We start from the raw sequence: 14,361 nt of genomic DNA, 5'->3' as shown, positions 1-14,361 counted from the left end.
ATTATTTCTCCTGCTGTTTTAGTGCGTTAATACGACTAGATAAGCTGAATAAACGAATGAAGCCTTCGGCATGTTTTTGATCATAAACATCGTCTTCGCCAAAGGTAGCAAATTCTTCTGAATATAAACTGTTTGGTGAACGACGTTGCGTCACAGTCGCCTGGCCTTTATAAAGCTTCACCACGACATCACCAGTCACTTGCTCGGCAAACGAGTTGGTTGCTGCCATTTGTGATTTTGCCAGAGGGGTAAACCAACGACCATCATAAATTACGTGAGAAAACTCAAGCGCAACCGACTCTCTGAATTTTAACGACTCTTTGTCTAAAATTAATGACTCCAGGCCTTTATAGGCCGCCATCAATACCGTACCGCCAGGAGTTTCATAACAGCCGCGAGACTTCATCCCCACCAAACGGTTTTCGACAATATCAATACGGCCAACACCATGGGCACCGGCTTTATCGTTTAGATAAACCAGAGCTTGATACGGAGATAAGTTTTTACCATCAACGGCAACTAACTCACCTTTATCGAAACTCAGCATTACCGTGTCCGGTGTATTCGGCGCATCCAGAGGATCTGTGGTCATCGTCCACACTTCTTTCGTTGGCTCACACCACGGGTCTTCTAACTCTCCGCCTTCGTGCGAGATATGCCAGGCATTGGCATCACGGCTATAAATTTTAGTCAGCGACGCTGAACAAGGAATATCACGCTCGGCCAGATAATCTAATAAGTCTTCACGAGATACCATGTCCCACTCACGCCATGGCGCAATAACGGTTAGTTGCGGCGCCAGGGCAGCAAAACATGACTCGAACCTTACCTGGTCGTTACCTTTACCGGTACAACCGTGACATACCGCGTCCGCTCCAACTTTTAGCGCCACTTCTACGTGTGCTTTGGCAATAACAGGGCGAGCCATTGATGTACCCAGTAAATATTGTCCTTCGTATACTGCGCCGGTTTTCAAGATTGGATAGATATAATCTTTGACAAATTCTTCTTTTAGATCGACCACGTGACACTCAGAAGCGCCAGAGGCTATGGCCTTTTCTTGAATACCAATCAACTCTTCATCGCCTTGGCCAACATCGGCACAAAACGCCACAACTTCACAACCTTCGTAGTTTTCTTTTAACCAAGGAATGATCGCCGATGTGTCTAAACCACCAGAATACGCCAATACCACTTTTTTAATCTGTTTACTCATGTTGTTAATCTCGATGTTAAATTTTTAAATAGGTTAGCGTTATTTAAACAGGCTAACCAGTACTGAATTTTGTGCCCACATGCGGTTTTCTGCTTGTAGAAACGCTAATGATTGCTCCGAATCAAACACTTCTGTGGTGATTTCTTGCTCTAAATGCGCCGGCTGACAGTGCATGACTGCCGTTGCCCCGGCTTTCGCCATCAATTGGGCATTTATCTGATAGGGCATAAATTTTTCTAAAATCGCATCGACCTTGGTGTTATCCCCCATAGAAATCCACGTGTCGGTATAAATCACTTGTTGGTTTTTCGCATCTTCAATATTAGTCGATACTGTTAATTTTGCGCCACTTTGCTCAGCTAATTCCGCCGCGATCGCCACCAAATAGCTATCGGGTTCATAACCCTGTGGTGTTATTACTGTAACATTTGCCCCCAAAATAGAGCCCATCAGCATTAATGAATTGGATACGTTGTTACCGTCACCAATATAGGCAACATTTAAATTTTCTACGCTGCCAAAGGTTTCCGTTAGCGCCATGTAGTCGGCAAGCGCCTGACATGGATGGTATAAATCACTCAGCGCATTGATCACCGGCACACCGGCATGCTCTGCCATTTCATCCAACACTTGTTGTTTGAATACGCGGGCAACAATGGCATCACTCCAGCAGGCTAAGTTTTTAGCAACATCTTTCACCCGTTCACGTTCACCTAGCTGGCCATTTTGCTGACCAATATAAAGACTGTGGCCACCAAGTTTTTCAATGCCAATATCAAAACTGATGTGTGTTCTTAACGATGGCTTTTCAAACAACATCACTATCGACTTGCCAGCAAGTGCTTGTGAATAATTGCCAGGGTTGCTTTTAATATCTATTGCTTGTGCAATCAATGCTTCAAGCTGTTGTTTATCTTGCAGTTGATCTGCTAAAAAATGTTGTAACGACATAACTATCCTGTTTACTAATATAATTAAAGGTTAGGTTCGATGCGGGTGCCAAAACCTTGTCCTTGTTGCAATTGAATTAATTGCTCAGGGGTTTTCCAACTGGCCACCGCGATACTTCGTCGTAATTGATTTGCAGCAGTAAAGGCAGCGTTCACTTTTGCCACCATACCACCAGCGATAACACCGCTGGCAATTAAATCCTGGGCATCATCAAAGGTTAAATTCGCTAAATACTCACCGGTTGCACCTTTAACGCCAGCAACATCGGTAAGTAAGATCAAATCACCTTGCACTAACTGGCTAATGGCAACCGCGGCATCATCCGCATTTACGTTTACCAATTGACCATTCTCTAAACTGCCAATAGAAGAAATGATGGCTGTATTACCGGCGGCCATCATACACTGTAAAAATTTATCATTGTTGGCATGCGGAATACCTACGCAACCCAGAAATGCTTCGGCAGCGGTACATTTGATCATCTGGCCATCGTGCAAGGCCAAACCCACGGCAGAAATATCTGCGCAATTTGCACTTGCCACTAATGCTTTATTTACCGTTCCCGCTAAAGCACCGGTAATAATCGGCATATGCTCTGGCTCACTCACTCGTAAACCATTCACTTTTTTACTGGTAAAGCCTGCTTTTGCCAATAATTCATCGGCGACACAACCGCCACCATGTACCACAATCACTGGTTGCTGATTATCTTGTAGGGTTTTAATCACCTTAAACAATTCACTGAGTGCGGCAGGCGACTCCATAATCGCACCACCAATTTTAATGACTAAAGGCGAAGTCATGAATTAACTCCTTGCGCTGATACGTTGCTGATTGCAGCATTTGCTAACGCATAGTGGGAATCTAAGCCAATATTTAAATTAAAGCATTGTATTGCCTGCGATGCGGCGCCTTTTAATAAGTTATCGATGGCGCAACTTACTACCAGGACAGATTTTCCTGGATCGTATTGCCAGTGTAAACTGGCAAAAGGCGAGCCGGCAACATCGTCGATTTGCGGCCAGGATTTGCTGATCCTGACCAAAGGCGTATTGGCATAGGCATTATTGTAAGCCTGCTCAACCTGTTCAGTCGTCACTCCTGCTTTTAAATTAAGGGTGACTGTGGATAACAAACCACGCTTGAATGGTGCGATATGTGGGTTAAAGATAACTTGCTGGCCGCATTCCTGACTAATTTCCGGCTGATGACGGTGTTGTAAAACATTATAAGCCTTTAAACTAAGCTCATTAAAACTGGTCGCTAATGCCGCTTTTCTGCCGGCGCCACTTACGCCACTAATGCCGTTTACCACAATTAAGCCATCCGGTTGATTTAAGCCATTACTGGTGATCGGCTTCAACCCTAAAAGGCTAGCCGTTGGATAACAACCCGGCACAGCAACAATATCTGCTTTTTTGATCTGTTCAGCGTTAAACTCTGCTAAGCCGTAAATGGCTGCGTCAATTAACGTTTCATGTTGGTGTGAAAAACCATAATATTTGGGATAATCTTCAACATTATTTAACCGAAACGCGCCAGACAAATCGAATACTTTAATACCCGCAGTAACGAACTCATGTGCCCATTGTTGTGAGTACTCATGAGGTGTGGCAAAGAATACCGCATCTAAATCCTGGTTGCTGGCCAGCCAGGACGAAGTGAATGGTTGTAATGGTTTATCACAAATTGATTGCAGCCGCGGATAAAGCTCCGAAAATAACCGGCCACTCGACGCACTACCTTCAGAAACCAGCAGTTGAAAATCGGTAATTTTGTCATGTTTAGTTAATATTTCTACCAACTCAGCGCCAGCATAGCCACTAGCACCTACAATCGCTACTTTCATCAAAACCCTTAATTGCAATTCTATTCATTAAATTTTATTCATCAATCGCAGTTTCAGCTGGGAAAATCGCTCTCTAACAACAACCAGAGGCAACTTAGTTACCTGATGTTATAAGTAAGATAATTATTTACTAGCCAGAAAACCTGTGCTTGATTAAACTGTAAGAGAGAAAATAACAATTTATGATTATTTATGCAACTTTTTAACATAAATATCTCACTATTAATTAAGGATAACCATGTCTTTACCAAATTTTCAACAAGCACTGACTCAATTGATTGCCAGCCCATCAATAAGTGCGACCAGTACGCAGTGGGATCAAAGTAATCAAGCCGTCATTGAACTGTTGGCAAGTTGGTTTTCCGACCTGGGTTTCAGCATTACCATTCAACAAGTTCCAGACTCTCGAAATAAGTATAATTTATTAGCCAAAATTGGCGAGGGAACTGGCGGATTATTATTATCGGGGCATAGTGACACTGTGCCTTTTGATGAAAAAGGCTGGGATAGTGATCCTTTTACCATTACCGATAAAGCCGATAAATTCTATGGCTTAGGCACCTGTGATATGAAAGGGTTTTTCGCCTTTATTTTACAAGTTTGCAAAAACCTGCCAGTTAAGCAACTGAAAAAACCTTTGTATGTTCTAGCTACCGCAGATGAAGAAACCACCATGGCCGGGGCTCGATTTTTTATTGAGCAACAACTGGCCAAGCCCGATGTCGCCATTATTGGCGAGCCAACCAATTTACAGCCGGTGATCATGCATAAAGGTCATATGTCACACCGTATTTCGATTAAGGGCAAGTCGGGGCATTCCAGTTTACCCAATAAAGGGGTAAATGCCATCGAGTTGATTTATCAAGTGATCGAAAAGCTGATGGCATTGAAACAAGATTTGATTGCCAATTATCAAAATGAAGCGTTCTCGGTCACCGAGCCAACGCTCAATTTTGGTGCGATAAAAGGTGGCGACAGTGCCAATAGAATATGCGGTGATTGTTATCTGGATATCGACTTGCGCGCCCTGCCCGGCATTAAGGATGAAGAGCTTTTGCATTGGTTATCACAAGCGCTAAAACCGGTGGCTGAGAAATATCCTGGCAGAGTGTCAATGCAGGAGCTGCATGCCAGCTCCCCCGCTTTTGCCGAAAGTGAAGACAGTGAGTTGGTAAAACTGGCGGAGAAATTTTCAGGCCACTGTTGTCAGGCGGTAAACTACGCCACCGAAGCACCTTACATTCAGGAGCTTGGCTGCCAAACCATAGTGCTAGGTCCTGGCTCGATTGAACAGGCACACCAGGTGAATGAATTTTTGGCGTTTGATCAAATAAAACCGACCGAAAAGATCTTACTCGACTTCATCCAACATTATTGTTTTTAAACCGATTAAAGCTGAGCTTAAATCGGTTGAAAAACAATAATAAAAAAAGGAGAACAGTTCTCCTTTTTCGTTTCTTTTTTAACTTTTAACTTTTAACTTTTAACTTTTAACTTTTAACCAGTATTAAGGACGCACGCCTAGGGTATGGCAAATAGCATAGGTAAGCTCGGAACGGTTCAATGTGTAAAAATGAAAATCATTGATGCCTTCACTCCTTAATATCTTCACCTGTTCCATCGCAATGTTAGCGCCAACCATGTTACGGGTTGTCGGGTCATCATCCAGGCCTTCATACATTTTACCCATCCAGTCAGGCACATGCACATTGGTCATATCGGCAAAGCGTTTCAATGTGGCAAAATTAGATACTGGTAATATGCCCGGAACAATTTCAACGTTAATACCGACAGCGACACATCTGTCGCGAAAACGTAGGTATGAATCCATATCAAAGAAGAACTGGCTGATGGCACGGTTCGCTCCGGCATCAACTTTACGTTTTAGGTTCACTAAATCAAATTGCGCATTCGGTGCTTCCGGGTGGGTTTCTGGGTAGGCCGCAACGGAAATATCAAAATCGGCTACACCTTTTAATAGTTCTACCAGATCATTGGCATACATATCTGGCTTACTGCTGTTATTCGGTAAATCACCACGCAAGGCAACAATATGGCGTACACCACTTTCCCAGTAATCTTTGGCAATATCAATTAACTCTTCACGGCCGGCATCAATGCAGGTTAAATGCGGGGCGGCAATTAATCCGGTATCTTTTTGGATACGTTTAATCACTCCATGAGTTCTATCACGAGTACCACTGCCCGCTCCGTAGGTTACCGAGACAAAGCTTGGGTTTAACGGCGCCAAACGCTCAATCGAATTCCACAAGGTATTTTCCATTTCGGGCGAATTGGGTGGAAAAAATTCAAACGATACGTTTAAATCGTTATCAATATCTCTTATCGTTCGATTTAACAAATCTAATTGTCGAGCTCTGGCATTCATTAGTTAATCCCCTTGATTACTACTTCTTTGGTTTTGTTTTCGAGTGTACGACACAGATTAACTAAATCTGAATGTAAGCCCCCGGCGGTTACATCACGGCCAGCGCCTGGGCCACGAATGATTAATGGATTGTCTTGATACCAAACCGAGTTCAGTAAAAAGACATTGTCACATGGTGTTAAATTGGCAAAGGCATGGCCTTTCGGCAGCACCTCTAGCCCTACTTTTGCTTTATAGCCTTTACCTTTGGCATCATCAAAGGTTTGGGTGAATCGCGCTACATAACGTAAGCAAGCGTTTTCATCCGTTGCCTGTTTTAATTTTTCGGCAAAGAAATCATCAAGCAGGGATGATTGCTGTAAAAATTCGCGCAAAGTTAATTGCTGAGCCGCTGCCGGCACTAGATTTTGACATTCAATATCGTCAAGTTCGAGCTCAAAGCCGGCTAATCGCGCTAAGATTAATAGTTTGCGTTGCACATCAAGACCAGATAAGTCGTCGCGAGGGTCTGGTTCAGTATAGCCTTGTGCCAGAGCATCGTTTAATAATTGTGAAAATGGTTGCGAACCATCAAAATTGGCAAATAACCAGGATAAGGTTCCGGAAAAAATTCCCGAAATTTCTTCAATACAATCGCCACTGTTTTGTAAATCGCTAATCGCGTAGTTGATCGGTAAGCCTGCACCTACGGTTGTATTCACTAGCCATTGGCTGTCACTGGCTTTTTGACTATTAAGCAATGCATTATAATTTTCTGTGCTGCTTGCGCCGGCACACTTGTTAGCACTGATCACGTGGATGCCACGCTGGAAAAAGCTTTGGTACAAGTCACTGAATGCTTCACTCGGGGTAATATCGACTACCACCGATTCGTCGTATGGGTGCTGCTCTAACCATTCAAGTAACACTTGATTATCGTATTGCAGACTATTTTGGTTAAACAACTCCAGCGCCTGAGTGGCATCGATACCATCGGTGTTAAATAATGCCCGTGTTGAGCTCGCCAAACCGACAAGGTGAACATTATCCAGGGCATCAACCTTTTCTAACTGACTGGGCAATAACTCTAAAAAGCGTTGGCCAATATTGCCCAAACCGACAATCACCAAACCGATATTACGGCTATCTTTGGTCACCTGTGAGTGTACTTGGTTGATCAATTCCACTGAACTTTGGTGTTCAAAAAATGCCAGTAAACTGTGGCCATTGTCTGAGCCGACAAATTCGCTGATGTCAGTGCCTTTAAGGGCCCGGTTAAAACGGGCTTTAATTTCACCACGGTTAGCAATTTGATAGCCAACCACCGCTATTAATGACACATCTTGCGTGCTGTAATCGATATCTTGCTCGCGCAAATAATGAATCGCTAAATCAGCAAATTGTTGGGAAATTACCACGCAGGTATTTTTTTTACACTGGTAAATGGGTAAAAATCTGGCATTGATCTGCTCAAGCACCCGCGTAGTAAACTGTTGCGAATTAATTTTAATTAACTCGTTATTATGAGTTACCGAGATTTCACTCTTGGCAATTTCGCCAAAAGCGCCAATTTCAGTGCCAATATCTTCCGGCAAAAAACTGCTGGCAACATTCAAATGAATACTGTGGGTTGCCAGTGGATTTAAGGTTTTGGCATGCAACACCGGGTTACCTAAGCGACCTAATTCTTTCGCCACCGAATTTTCTAGGCGGTGCAACTTTCGTGCAGTACTGATAATACGCGGGTCGGCACTGTAAACACCATCCACGTCGGTCCATAAGGTTACGTTGTCGGCATTAAGTAAATGCGCGGCAATGGTGGCCGAATAATCACTGCCATTACGACCTAACGTTTGGGTATCGCCCAATTCATCTTTGGCGATATAACCGGTTAAGATATTCAACTTGCCAGGCTGTTTTGCCTGAGTTAGATTTTGCTGGCTTAGCGCCTCATTCAAGGTAAAGTTATTTTGTGAATCTAACACCAGTATGTCTCTGGCATCAATCGCTGTTGCCGGGCATAAACTCTCACTGATCACAGCAGCAAGCAAACGCGCTGACCAGACTTCACCGAATGATAAAATATCATTGCGATTTTCAGCCACCTTGCTGTCGATAAAATAACGATCAATTAGCTCGATATCTGCCGAAAGCTGTGTGCTTAATGTTGCCGTGCCTTTGGTCGATAATAAATCTGAAATTAGCGCTATTTGCTCAACTTCAATATCTCCCAACTGCGTAACGGCTTGTTCATCAGTTGCGTCTAATAATTTAAATAGCTGATCTGTGGTTTTGCCATTGGCGGAAACCACGATTAAATCTTCCTGTTTGCCATGCTCTTTAATGATACTGACTACGCGGTTTATACACTGTGCATTGGCCAGTGAGCTGCCGCCAAATTTATGTACACTACAGCTAAGTTTAGGCTGTTGTTGTGAACTGAAATAATTGATTGGCTTACCTGCTACACCCTGCTGCTGAAGTTGAACTTGTGTCATTAGTATGCCACCTCTAATGAGGCATTTAAGGCGTTATCTAAATCATCGATAATATCGCTGATATCTTCAATACCTACCGATACGCGGATCAAATTTTGGCCAATACCGGCGGCGATTTGTGCTTCAAGGTTCATTCCCGCATGTGTCATGGTTGATGGGTGAGAGATCAAGCTTTCAACACCACCTAATGATTGCGCCAGGGTAAATAACTTAACATTGGCGAATAAAGTGCGTACCTGTGCTTCGCCACCTTTTATTTCAAAAGAAAACATGCTGCCAAAACCTTGTTGTTGTGCTTTGGCAATATCGTGGCCTGGATGATCGGTTAAGCCCGGGTAATAAAGTTTTTCAATGGCCGGGTGGTTTTGCAAAAATGCCACCAACTGCTCAGTATTTTGTTGATGCTGCTTTAACCGGATAGGCAAAGTTTTAATGCCGCGCAAAACCATGAAACTGTCAAATGCTGCGCCGGTGATGCCGATGCAGTTGGCCCACCAGGCCAGCTTTTCACCCAGTTCGGCATCTTTGGTGACGACTGCGCCGCCCACGACATCAGAGTGTCCATTGATAAATTTAGTGGTCGAGTGAATGACGATGTCTGCACCCAAATCCAGTGGCCGCTGCAATAGTGGTGATAAAAACGTATTGTCTACCGCAACTAACGCGCCTACCGCTTTGGCTTGCGCACATATGGCTTTGATGTCGACAATACGCAGTAAAGGATTGCTTGGCGATTCTAATAACACCAGTTTTGGTTTTTGTGCTAACGCTTGTTGCAGTTGTTGCTCATCGTTTTGATCTACCACCAATAATTTAAATAAACCGCGTTCGGCTAAATAAGTAAATAAACGGTAACTGCCACCGTAGCAATCATGAGGAATTAATAGCGTATCGGTAGTGGCTAATAACTGGCAAATAAGATGAACAGCTGACATGCCAGTACTGGTGATGATACCGGTACTACCGTTTTCCAGGTCACTAATAACTTGCGCAAGAGTGGCGCGAGTTGGGTTGCCGGTGCGCGAGTAATCAAACTGACGTTTTTCATTAAAGCCTTTTAAACTATAAGTGCTGGATAAATGCAGCGCTGGCACTACAGCACCATGATGTTCATCACTGTTTATGCCGGCTCTTACCGCAATAGTCGTTAATTTATCTTGCTTCATAGTTGACTCTTTTATCGAAAATTTAACCTGGATGTTTAGACGTCTATAAATCTAAACGGTTTTACCGCTCAGGTCAAGGAGTTTTAGCCATCTAAACATCTTTGCTTTTAGATGTTGACTCGATGATGAGAACCAGTACAATTTACTTACGATCACAAAAGTGACTAAATTGCATAATTGCCAATTTATAGAACAGCTTTAGCAAAAAAGCGCGATTATGTAACAGTGTAGTGATAAATATTAAATTTGGGGAATATCCATGGCTAAATGGAACGGGGAATACATCAACCCATATGCACAGCACGGTAAAAAGAGTGAGCAAGTAAAGAAAATTACGGTTTCAATCCCATTACGTGTGTTAAAGGTGTTAACTGACGAAAGAACCAGACGACAAGTACATAACTTGCGTCATGCGACAAATAGTGAATTATTGTGTGAAGCGTTTTTACATGCTTTTACTGGTCAACCTTTACCCGGTGACGGTGATTTAGCAAAAGATAATGAAAACGTGTTACCAGAAAGTGTGCGTAAAATTCTGGAAGCGCAAGGCATCACCGATTTTTCCGAGTTTGAAGAACAAGACTAATAGCTTCTGGCTACGTGCTTCGGGCAGCATTGGTATTGTTAGACGATAGGTGAATTCAGCAAAGTACGCGAGGTTAAAGCCGTTTAATTAGGCTTCTATGCAAAGCATTCAAACCCCGCCAACCATTGTACAAAAAAGCCGCAGCCTGTATCACAGATTGCGGCTTTTTTATTAAGTTAAAATTTATTTTAACTTTTGCCCATATAATTTTCTGGCATGTCAATGGTAGCAACCCCAGAATCTACTGCGGCTTTCGCTACGGCATAAGCGACATTTTGCAACAGTCTTGGATCCATAGGTTTTGGAATAATGTAATCGGCACCAAATTCCAGGCGGGCATCGCCACTGGCTTTCAAGACTTCTTTTGGCACTGGTTCTTTAGCGATGGCGCGAATGGCATTTACCGCCGCAACTTTCATTTCGGCATTAATTAACCTGGCTCTAACATCTAACGCACCGCGGAAGATAAATGGGAAACACAATACGTTATTCACCTGGTTGGGGTAGTCTGAACGACCCGTAGCCATGATCAAATCATCACGAGTGGCATGCGCCAGTTCCGGTTTAATTTCAGGATCAGGATTCGAACAAGCAAAAACGACAGGTTTAGGTGCCATCAGTTTTAATTGCGCCGGAGTAAATACGTCAGGGCCCGATACGCCAACAAATACATCGGCACCGTCAATCGCATCTTCTAATGTGCGTTTATCGGTATTATTGGCAAACAATTTTTTATACTCATTTAAATCATCACGGCGAGTATGAATAATACCTTTACGGTCAAGCATATAGATATTTTCACGTTGCGCACCACAACTGATTAATAACTCCATGCAAGCAATCGCAGCGGCTCCTGCTCCCATGCAGACAATTTTGGCGTGCTTTAATACTTTCCCTTGTACATCTAACGCATTTAGCATACCGGCAGCAGTAACGATGGCGGTACCATGTTGGTCATCATGAAACACAGGAATTTTACAACGTTCAATTAGTGCTTTTTCAATGGCAAAACATTCAGGCGCTTTAATATCTTCAAGATTAATTCCACCAAAACTATCGGCAATATTCGCTACTGTATTGACAAAATCTTCAACCGTATTGTGCTTCACTTCAATATCAAATGAATCAATATTGGCAAATCGTTTAAACAATAACGCTTTACCTTCCATCACCGGTTTTGATGCTAACGGGCCGAGATTACCTAAGCCAAGAATTGCGCTACCATCGGTAATTACCGCAACGGTATTGCCTTTGCTGGTATAGCGATAAACATCATCAGGATTTTCGGCAATTGCTCGTACCGGCTCAGCCACACCAGGGCTATAAGCAAGAGCTAAATCATAAGCTGTTTCTGCGGGCGTGGTGATCGCCAGGGCAATTTTTCCTGGTGTTGGGTGTTCATGATAATCGAGTGCTTGCTGGCGGAAGTCGGTCATAGCAGATACCTTTACTAATAGAGTGATGGACCTTTCGGGTTTGAGATAGTACCTGAAAACTTTCTTCGAAGTTACACAATTTTTAACATAATTGGTAATAACTCATATCATTTACAGTCAGTACCATAATAATAGGTTATAGCTTGATAAAATTCTTTATCTAATCACCCTCTAAAGGCATCCTGCCTACAGGGGTAATTAATTGCTTCTGGCTACGGGCTACGCGCAGCATTCGTATTGTTACACGATAGGTGAATTCACAAATATGCTGCCCGTGGCTAGTTGCTAGTTGCTAGTTGCTAGTTGCTCGAAGCTTAAAACAAAAAAAACCGAGCAGAGCTCGGCTTTTCTAATAAAGTTCGCAAGAATTTTATTCGTCGAAAGGGTTAACCAAAATCATGGTTTCATTTCGATCAGGGCCAGTTGAAATAATATCTACTGGTACACCTGTGATTTCTTCAATGCGCTTGATATAAGCTTTCGCATTTGCCGGCAGCTCTGCAACTGAGGTGGCACCCACAGTATTTTCTGACCAACCTGGTACGGTTTCATACACAGGGGTGATGTTTTCATAACCTTCAGCGGCCATTGGCGGCACAGTTAAAATTTCACCCGATGCGGTTTTGTAACCGGTACAGATTTTTAATTCTTTCAAGCCATCAAGTACGTCTAGCTTAGTCAGACAAAAACCTGAAATACTATTTACTTGTACAGCACGGTGCATGGCAACGGCGTCAAACCAACCACAACGACGCTCACGACCAGTGGTAGCACCGAATTCGTGGCCAACAGTGCCTAAGTGATTACCGATGTCATCATCGAGTTCGGTCGGGAATGGGCCTGAACCAACACGGGTAGTGTAGGCTTTAGTGATACCGAGCACGTAATCTAAATAACGAGGACCAAAACCACAACCGGTAGCAACACCACCAACAGTCGTATTCGAAGACGTTACGTATGGGTAGGTACCGTGATCAATATCTAAAAGTGTACCTTGTGCACCTTCAAACATAATCGATTCACCATTAATACGCGCTTGATCTAATATTTCACTGATATCGGCGGTCATATCTTTAATGATGTCGGCAACCGCGAGAGCATCGGCTAATACGGTATCGTAATCAACGGCATCTGCTTTGTAATAATTGGTTAACATGAAATTTTGGTATTCCATGATCTCTTTTAACTTAACGGCAAATGCTTCTTTATCAAATAAATCGCTAACACGTAAACCGCGACGCGCTACTTTATCTTCATAAGCTGGACCGATACCACGACCGGTAGTGCCGATTTTCTTGTTACCACGAGCCGCTTCACGGGCTGCGTCTAAGGCATTATGATATGGCAAAATTAGTGGACATGCGTCACTGATAAGTAAGCGCTCACGTACTGGTACGCCCTTAGCTTCAAGCATGCCGATTTCAGTCATCAGTGCCTTCGGGCACAATACCACACCATTACCAATCAAACATTTTACGTTATCACGTAACACACCAGATGGAATTAAGTGTAAAACGGTTTTTTCACCGTCAATCACTAATGTGTGACCAGCATTGTGACCACCTTGATAACGCACAACAAACTTTGCTTTATCCGTTAACAGGTCTACAACCTTACCTTTACCTTCGTCACCCCATTGGGTGCCTAACACAACGACGTTTTTGCCCATAATAAATTTGTATATTTCGAAAGAAAATTAGGCGGGGATTTTACCAGACCCATTTGGCTAGATCACCTATTTTATGATTTTTTTTGAAGTTTAATTGTTAACGACGGATTCGATGTGAAATAGAATCATCACAGTAATTTGTTTTAGTTGTTAAAAAACAATAAGATGAAGCCAAAAATAAATATAACACCACCAATTTGTCGGATCGTATTTGGTTTCTCTTTGGCCAGTTTCAGCATAAAATTTTGCCATTTATTCGGAAATAATAGTGGCCCTACGCCTTCCATGATCAGCATCAGGGCAAATGCTGACAGCATTATTTCTACAGACATCAACTTATTCCTCTTTTTTTATCATCGCCCAATTAACCCCAATAGAATTCCTATCTGCTGGCTGCGGATTCCGGGCTTTGGGCTTTGGGCTACGGGCTACGGGCTACGAGCAGCATTGGTATTGTCACCCCGTAGGTGAATTTATCAAAGGCCGCGAGGTTAAAACCGGAAGGATCCCCACAACTTTAATCTCATGTTTCATTCACTAATTCAATCAGAGCGAGCCTAAGCTCGCTCTTAGTTAGTCGATATTGCCTTCCTTGGTGCTGCAATAATCTCAAGGCTAAATA

Annotated in this window: 12 protein-coding genes; 2 read left to right on the top strand and 10 right to left on the bottom strand. The window is 43.1% G+C overall.

Translation table 11 applies throughout. The features are described 5' to 3' along the window. Position 1: 1 nt before the first annotated feature. From ND16A_RS17815 to argC, 4 genes are read right to left on the bottom strand one after another with little or no spacing between them, the layout of a single operon-like run. A complete protein-coding gene (locus ND16A_RS17815) occupies positions 2-1,216 on the bottom strand; it encodes an argininosuccinate synthase (RefSeq protein WP_033075856.1) in 1,215 nt (404 codons plus the stop codon). Between the two features lie 39 nt (positions 1,217-1,255). Next, the gene (locus tag ND16A_RS17820; protein WP_033075855.1) at positions 1,256-2,167 is read right to left on the bottom strand and encodes an ornithine carbamoyltransferase; all 912 of its coding nucleotides are present in this window, start codon (positions 2,165-2,167) and stop codon (positions 1,256-1,258) included. Between the two features lie 23 nt (positions 2,168-2,190). Continuing rightward, on the bottom strand, positions 2,191-2,970 hold the full coding sequence (gene argB / locus ND16A_RS17825; RefSeq protein WP_033075854.1) for an acetylglutamate kinase: 780 nt from the start codon (positions 2,968-2,970) through the stop codon (positions 2,191-2,193). Continuing rightward, a complete protein-coding gene (argC, locus tag ND16A_RS17830) occupies positions 2,967-4,016 on the bottom strand; it encodes an N-acetyl-gamma-glutamyl-phosphate reductase (protein WP_081945413.1) in 1,050 nt (349 codons plus the stop codon). The genes argB and argC overlap by 4 nt, the downstream gene beginning before the upstream one ends. A 238-nt stretch (positions 4,017-4,254) precedes the next feature. On the opposite strand from argC, the gene argE reads away from it, so the two are divergent. Next, entirely contained in the window at positions 4,255-5,400 is a 1,146-nt protein-coding gene (argE, locus tag ND16A_RS17835) for an acetylornithine deacetylase (RefSeq protein ID WP_033075853.1), read from the top strand. A 123-nt stretch (positions 5,401-5,523) separates the two neighbouring features. On the opposite strand, the gene metF is transcribed toward argE, so the two are convergent. The 3 genes from metF to metB are packed head-to-tail and all read right to left on the bottom strand — an operon-like array spanning position 5,524 to position 10,048. Further along, positions 5,524-6,405, bottom strand: a complete 882-nt coding sequence (gene metF, locus ND16A_RS17840; protein ID WP_033075852.1) for a methylenetetrahydrofolate reductase — start codon at positions 6,403-6,405, stop codon at positions 5,524-5,526. Continuing rightward, a complete protein-coding gene (gene metL / locus ND16A_RS17845; protein ID WP_052072783.1) occupies positions 6,405-8,882 on the bottom strand; it encodes a bifunctional aspartate kinase/homoserine dehydrogenase II in 2,478 nt (825 codons plus the stop codon). Before metL ends, metF begins: the two co-directional genes overlap by 1 nt. Beyond that, the gene (metB, locus tag ND16A_RS17850) at positions 8,882-10,048 is read right to left on the bottom strand and encodes a cystathionine gamma-synthase (protein WP_033075851.1); all 1,167 of its coding nucleotides are present in this window, start codon (positions 10,046-10,048) and stop codon (positions 8,882-8,884) included. Before metB ends, metL begins: the two co-directional genes overlap by 1 nt. 259 nt (positions 10,049-10,307) lie before the next feature. On the opposite strand from metB, the gene metJ reads away from it, so the two are divergent. Continuing rightward, positions 10,308-10,634: a met regulon transcriptional regulator MetJ gene (gene metJ, locus ND16A_RS17855; protein ID WP_033075850.1), complete on the top strand. Its 327-nt coding sequence runs from the start codon at positions 10,308-10,310 to the stop codon at positions 10,632-10,634. Positions 10,635-10,822: 188 nt separating this feature from the next. On the opposite strand, the gene ND16A_RS17860 is transcribed toward metJ, so the two are convergent. The 3 genes from ND16A_RS17860 to ND16A_RS17870 form a co-directional block, all read right to left on the bottom strand. Then, on the bottom strand, positions 10,823-12,070 hold the full coding sequence (locus ND16A_RS17860; protein ID WP_033075849.1) for a malic enzyme-like NAD(P)-binding protein: 1,248 nt from the start codon (positions 12,068-12,070) through the stop codon (positions 10,823-10,825). Between the two features lie 370 nt (positions 12,071-12,440). After that, on the bottom strand, positions 12,441-13,739 hold the full coding sequence (locus ND16A_RS17865; RefSeq protein WP_033075848.1) for an adenylosuccinate synthase: 1,299 nt from the start codon (positions 13,737-13,739) through the stop codon (positions 12,441-12,443). Between the two features lie 143 nt (positions 13,740-13,882). Next, positions 13,883-14,071, bottom strand: a complete 189-nt coding sequence (locus ND16A_RS17870) for a DUF2065 domain-containing protein (protein WP_033075847.1) — start codon at positions 14,069-14,071, stop codon at positions 13,883-13,885. Positions 14,072-14,361: the final 290 nt, after the last annotated feature.

The sequence above is a fragment of the Thalassotalea sp. ND16A genome (genome assembly GCF_000764205.1).
Lineage (GTDB): Bacteria > Pseudomonadota > Gammaproteobacteria > Enterobacterales > Alteromonadaceae > Thalassotalea_A.
The sequence above is the reverse complement of the archived record's forward strand: the minus strand, read 5'-3'. Positions and strand labels throughout refer to the sequence as shown.